Raw genomic sequence first — 6,054 nt, 5'->3', positions numbered from 1 at the left:
GGGGCTGGGTAGTCAGCCCGTCCGGCGTTTGAGGACGAGCGCGTTCAGCGCGATAACGGGGGTTCGGGGGCGGAGCCCCCGAGGGATGGGACGGGTAGGGGCGGCGGGGGCGAAACAAACCCAACGCCCACCCCCACCCACCGGCCCCCCTACAGCTCCGGCAACCCAGGCGCCACCTTCGCAGGCCGCTCCTCCAACGACTCCAGCGCCAGCCGAATCGCCTCGTCCAACTGCACATCCCGCCCGGCCGCGTAGTCCTGCGGAGCCTGCACCACCTCCACATCCGGATCGACCCCGTGGTTCTCCACACCCCACCCGTAACCCTCAAGCCAGAACGCGTACTTGGGCTGAGTGACCAACGTCCCGTCGACCAGCCGATACCGGCTGTCGATCCCGATCACCCCACCCCACGTCCGCGTACCCACCACAGGCCCGATCCCCAACGCCTTGATCGCCGCGTTCACAATGTCCCCGTCCGACCCCGAGAACTCGTTGGCGACGGCAACGACAGGCCCACGAGGCGCGTCCTCCGGATAGCTGTACGGCCGTAGCCCGCGCGGCAGATCCCACCCCACGATCCGCCGCGCCAGCTTCTCGACGACCAGTTGGGACGTGTGCCCGCCCCGGTTCTCCCGCACGTCGACGACCAGCCCCTCCTTCGCGACCTCGATCCGCAGGTCACGGTGGATCTGGGCCCACCCGGGCGCCTGCATGTCGGGGACGTGCAGATAACCGAGCCGCCCACCCGACTTCTCGGCGACGTACGCCCGCCGATCCGTCACCCACGCGTGGTAGCGCAACGGCTCCTCGTCCGAGACGGGTACGACGACCACGTGCCGCGAGTCGCCGCCACCGGACGGCGAGATCGTCAGCTCGACGGGCTTGCCCGCCGTACCGACGAGCAGCGGGCCGGGCCCGGCCACCGGGTCGACGGGCTGTCCGGCGACGGCGATGATCGCGTCGCCGGGGCGCACCGCGACGCCGGGTGCGGCGAGCGGAGAGACGCCGTCGGGGTCGGAGGTCTCGGCGGGCAGGATGCGGTCGATGCGCCACAGGGGCGTGCCCTGGGGACCGTCCTCGTGCCGGGTGATGTCGGCACCGAGGAGCCCCTGCCGCTCACCGCCGCCGTATCCGCCGCGCGGGGTGACGTACGCGTGCGAGGTGCCCAACTCGCCCTGGACCTCCCAGAGAAGGTCGACGAGGTCGTCGTGGGTGGCGACACGGTCGAGGACGGGACGGTAGCGGTCGAGGACGCCGTCCCAGTCGACCCCGCCCATGTCCGGCCGCCAGAAGTTGTCGCGCATGATGCGACCGTTCTCGTCGTACATCTGCCGCCACTCGACGGCCGGGTCGACGCTCTGCCGTACGCGCGACAGGTCGACGGTGATGTTCGTGTCGCTCTCGTCGTCGTTGGAGGCGCGACGGTCACTGGGTACGACCTTCAGCTTGCCGTCGGTCCACAGCAGGACGCGTTTGCCGTCGCCGCTGACGGCGAAGTGGTCGGCGTCCCCGGCGAGGTGCTCGATGCGCTGCTGGGCGAGGTCGTACCGCTCCAGCTCGGTCTTCGGATCGGGGTCGTCGGGCGTGGCCCGGGACGACCCCAGCACCCCCCGCACCGGGTGGCGCAGCCACAGCACCCCGTCCTTGGCGGCGCGGAGGTTGGTGTAGCGGGCGGCCTCGACCGGGAAGGGCACGATGCGGTCGGCGAGCCCGTCGAGGTCGATACGGGTGGCCGGGGCGCCTTCGCTGTCCGGGGTCTCGTCCTTGTCCGGCGCCTCGAAGGGCCGCCCGTGCCGCTGCGGCCCGAAGGGCGAGGGCGTGGTCGCGGCGAGAGGGATGAGGTGCGGACGCGAACCGCCGACAAAGGCGAGGTCGAACACGTGCTCGTCATAGACGGGGTCGAAGGACCGCGCGGACAGGAAGACAAGATGCTTGCCGTCCACCGTGAACGCCGGCGAATAGTCCCGGAACCGAAGCGGAGTCGCTTCCGTAACCGACAGATCAGTGGTGTTGGCGAGCTTGAGCTGACGCAACGGACGCGGCCCCGGATGGGACCAGGCCAGCCACGCCGAATCGGGCGAGAAGACCAGCCCGGACACATCACCGTCCCCACTGCGGTCGACCTCCCTCACCTCCCCCGACTCCCGCTCGACGAGCAGCACACGCCCGTCGTGGGAGGCGACGGCGGCCCGGCTGCCGTCGGGCGCCATGGCGAGCCCGAGGACGCGCCCGAGCTGCCCGGCGGCGAGCCGGCGCGGAGTGGCGCCCGGCGCGACACCGGTAGCCGGGGCGAACTCCAATGCATCGTCGCCCTCCGCGTCCGTCACCCACACGGCCCACTCCTCGCCGTCCACGCGGAAGGCGCGGGGCAGCCGGGCCCGTACCCCGTGCCCGGAGGCGAGGACGCGAGCCGGCCCGGACCGGTGGGTGACCCAGTGCACGGACCCGCGCACCCCGATGGCGCTGCCGCGCCCGGTGTGGTCGGGCGCCCCGGAGTTGAACCACCGCGAGGCACTGACCGGATGCGGCTGGAGATCGACGCGCTGCCCGCCGAGCCGGATGTCGAGCCGCCGCGGCTCGGCCCCGTCGAGATCGTCGAGGATCCACAGCTCACCGGCGGAGGAGTACACGACACGACTGCCGTCACTGGCCGCGTGCCGGGCGTAGAACCCGTCAACGCCCGTGTGCCGCCGCAGATCGGACCCATCGGCCAAAGACGAGTACAACGCCCCGACACCCTCATGATCGGAGAGAAAGGCGATCCGCTCCCCGACCCACACCGGGTACTCAAGGTTCCCGTCCAGCTCGGAATGCAGCCGTACGAACTCGCCGGCACCTTCCCCGTCGCGGACGTCCCTGTCAATCCACAACTTGCCCGCCGTACCGCCCCGATACCGCTTCCACCAAGCAGCCTCACGCCCCATGGGAGCGGAGAGCAGAACGGTCGCGGGCCCGTGGGCGACATCGCCAACGGGCCCGTACGGCAGGAGAGTTGCCGGGCCGCCGTCGAGCGGGATCGCCCGGGCCCAGGAGCGGCGGAGGCTGGCCTGACCCTGGGTGCTGATGGCGAGGACCTGCCCGTCGGGGGTCCAGCCGCGCACCTGTGTCCTCGAACTGCCCCAGTAGGTGAGCCGGTTGGCGGATCCGCCGTCGATCGGGGCGACATGCACCTCGGGGGCGCCGTCGCGGGTGGACGTCCAGGCGAGGCGGGTGCCGTCCGGGGAGATGCGCGGATGGGTCACCGGCACGTTGTCGGCGCTCACGCGCCAGGCCCGGCCGCCGTCGAGCGGGGCGACCCAGACGTCGTCCTCGGCGGTGAAGGCGACCGAGTCGCCGTGCAGATGCGGAAACCGGAGATACGCAGGCGAAGAGGGCTGAGTCACCCGATCACCCTAAGCAGCGATCAGGCCACTGGACAGGGGTTTCGATCAGTTCCTTACCCGCGCCGGGTCGTTATTTGCCCTCGACGGGCAGGCAGTTCGGATCCTTCTGGCACCAGATGGTCCTCGTCACGGTGACGGTCACGGTCGGCCCGGGCTCGTCGTTGTCCGGCGGGTTCCAGGTGACGGGCGGGGTGTACGTCGGTGTGGTGGGCGCGTCGCAGTCGCCGAGGCCGGTGACGCGGAACACCTGCCTGCCGTCGACCTTGGCGGTGAGGTCCCCGCGTACGCATCGGCCGTCGACGGCCCGGGTGACCTTGCCGGTGACGGTGATGTCCTTGCCGTCCCCGGTCTCGCCCTGGCAGTCGACACTGGCGACGGTGTTCTCGGACGCCGAGGGCGAACTCCCGGAGCCGGAGGCCTTGTTGCCGTTACCGCCGTCGACGGAGGTCGTGCAGGTGAGCCACTGGACGTCCACGTTCCGCCGCTGCAGTTCCTTGGTCGCGGTCTGGTCGGTGGTGAGGGAGACGGTGGCCGAGGTGAGCCCGCCGGGGTCACAGGCGACGGCACCGCTCACGGCGGCCACCACGAGTCCGGCCACCGCGACCGCCCTGCGGTGCCCGCGCGGCCGATGCCAAATCCGCCTCAAGGCCCCCATGGAGGGCAGCCTGCCACCGTCCCGCCCGACACGGAAGGGCGTAAACGGACAGGACCGGAGTCGGGACGGGACTTAGGACCAGCGTCCGGTGCGGCCGAGGAGCAGCGCCGTCGCGGCGGTACCTGCGGTGGAGGTACGCAGCACACTGGCCCCGAGCCGGTACGCCTTCGCCCCCGCCTCCTCGAAGAGGGCCAACTCCTCGGGGGAGACGCCCCCTTCGGGCCCGACGACGAGCACGATCTCGCCGGAGGAGGGCAGTTCGGCGGTAGCGAGCGCCGCACTGCCGTAGTCCCGGTCCTCGTGGAGTACGGCGGCGAAGTCGGCGTCGGCGAGAAGTTCGGCGACCTGCTTGCTGGTCGCCGCGTCCGCGACCTCGGGGAAACGCACCCGGCGGGACTGCTTGCCGGCTTCCCGTGCGGTGGCCCGCCACTTGGCGAGCGCCTTCAGCCCACGGTCACCGCGCCACTGGGTAATACACCGGGAGGCGGCCCAGGGAACGACGGCGTCGACACCGGTCTCGGTCATCGTCTCGACGGCCAACTCGCCCCGGTCACCCTTGGGCAGAGCCTGCACGACGGTGATACGAGGAGACGCCGGGGGTTCCTCGATCACCGGACCGAGTCGCAGGGTCAACCGGTCCTTGCCCTCGGCAGCGAGAACCTCGCCCTCCGCCCAACGCCCGGCGCCGTCGGTGAGGACGAGGGCTTCACCGGCCCGCATCCGCTTGACCGAGACAGCGTGACGCCCCTCGGCCCCGTCAAGGACGTACTGCCGGACGTCGTCGCCCGGAAGACTCTCAACGACGAAGACAGGCGCGGTCACGCCGCCTCGCCCCCGTCCAGCAGGGCGGCCCGGGCGGCAGCGATCTCGTCCGCCAGCACAGCCACCAGCTCCCCGGCGGGAAGTTCACGGGCCATCCGGTGGCCCTGCCCCGCCCACAGCGCCATGCCCTGCGCGTCGCCGGAAGCGGCGGCCTTCTTGCGCAGCGGTGAGGTGAGGTGGTGGACCTCGGGGTAGGCGGCGGGGGCGTACGGGCCGTGCTCGCGCAGGAAACGGTTCACCAGACCCCGGGCGGGCCGGCCGGAGAACGCGCGCGTCAGCTCCGTACGGACGAAGAGGGGGTTGGTCAGCGCCTGCTTGTGCAGGGCGTGGGCGCCGGACTCCGGGGTGGCGAGGAAGGCGGTGCCGAGCTGGGCGGCGCAGGCGCCTGCCGCGAGCACGGCGGCGATCTGGCTGCCGCGCATGAGTCCGCCGGCGGCGACGAGCGGCAGGTCCACGCTCTCCCGCACCTGGGCGACGAGGGAGAGCAGCCCGATGGCGGAGCCGTCCGCCTCGGGATTGTCACGGTGGGTGCCCTGATGCCCGCCGGCCTCGACGCCCTGCACGATCACCGCGTCGGCACCGGCCCGCTGTACGGCGAGGGCTTCCTCGGCGGTGGTGGCGGTGACGAGGGTGAAGGTGCCGGCACGGCGGAGGGAGTCCAGTACGTCGGGACTCGGCACCCCGAAGTGGAAGGAGACGACCGGGACGGGGTTGTCGAGCAGTACGGCGAGCTTGGCGTCGTAGCCGTCGTCGCGCCCGCTGTCCGGGTCACCCAGCTCGGTGTCGTACCAGGTGACCTCGCCGGCGAGCTGGTGGGCGTAGACCTCGACGGCGGCGGGGTCGGCGTACTCGGGCTGCGGCATAAAGAGGTTCACGCCGAAGGGGCGCTGGGTGATCCCCCGGAGTTGCTTGATCTCCTGGTACATCCCGTCGGCGGTTTTGTACCCCGCGGCAAGGAACCCGAGCCCGCCCGCTTCGGCGACGGCGCCGGCGAGCTGGGGGACGGAGACGCCGCCCGCCATGGGGGCCTGCACGATCGGGTGAGCGAAGAGATCGGTCAGCGCGGAGGACATGACGGCATGTTGTCACGTCCACAGCACAAGGTCCGAATCAGGCTCCTTCAGCCCGTCCGGCGTTTGAGGACGAGGCCGTTCAGGCCGATTTTGGGGGGGGGGGCCCGGCCCCCCCCCCCCC

Annotated in this window: 4 protein-coding genes; all 4 read right to left on the bottom strand. The window is 71.6% G+C overall.

Annotated features, from left to right (window positions below):
- Nucleotides 1–149 precede the first annotated feature (149 nt).
- The gene (locus ACWDR4_RS29735) at nt 150–3,383 is read right to left on the bottom strand and encodes a S41 family peptidase (RefSeq protein WP_450413180.1); all 3,234 of its coding nucleotides are present in this window, start codon (nt 3,381–3,383) and stop codon (nt 150–152) included.
- A gap of 70 nt (nt 3,384–3,453) precedes the next feature.
- On the bottom strand, nt 3,454–4,038 hold the full coding sequence (locus ACWDR4_RS29730; protein WP_450413179.1) for a hypothetical protein: 585 nt from the start codon (nt 4,036–4,038) through the stop codon (nt 3,454–3,456).
- Nucleotides 4,039–4,110: 72 nt separating this feature from the next.
- Nucleotides 4,111–4,860, bottom strand: coding sequence for a 16S rRNA (uracil(1498)-N(3))-methyltransferase (locus ACWDR4_RS29725; protein WP_450413178.1), 750 nt, complete (start codon nt 4,858–4,860; stop codon nt 4,111–4,113).
- Complete coding sequence (locus tag ACWDR4_RS29720) at nt 4,857–5,933, bottom strand: nitronate monooxygenase (protein ID WP_450413177.1); 1,077 nt, start codon at nt 5,931–5,933, stop codon at nt 4,857–4,859. Before ACWDR4_RS29720 ends, ACWDR4_RS29725 begins: the two co-directional genes overlap by 4 nt.
- Between the last annotated feature and the right edge of the window lie 121 nt (nt 5,934–6,054).

It is taken from the genome of Streptomyces sp. NPDC000878, assembly GCF_053599695.1.
Note: the sequence above shows the minus strand (reverse complement) of the source record. Positions and strands in the feature narration are given on the sequence as shown.

Excerpts from the sequence above, each read along its gene's own strand:
- ACWDR4_RS29730 (WP_450413179.1), bottom strand. The coding sequence starts at position 4,038 with ATGGGGGCCTTGAGGCGGATTTGGCATCGGCCGCGCGGGCACCGCAGG.
- ACWDR4_RS29720 (WP_450413177.1), bottom strand. The coding sequence starts at position 5,933 with ATGTCCTCCGCGCTGACCGATCTCTTCGCTCACCCGATCGTGCAGGCC.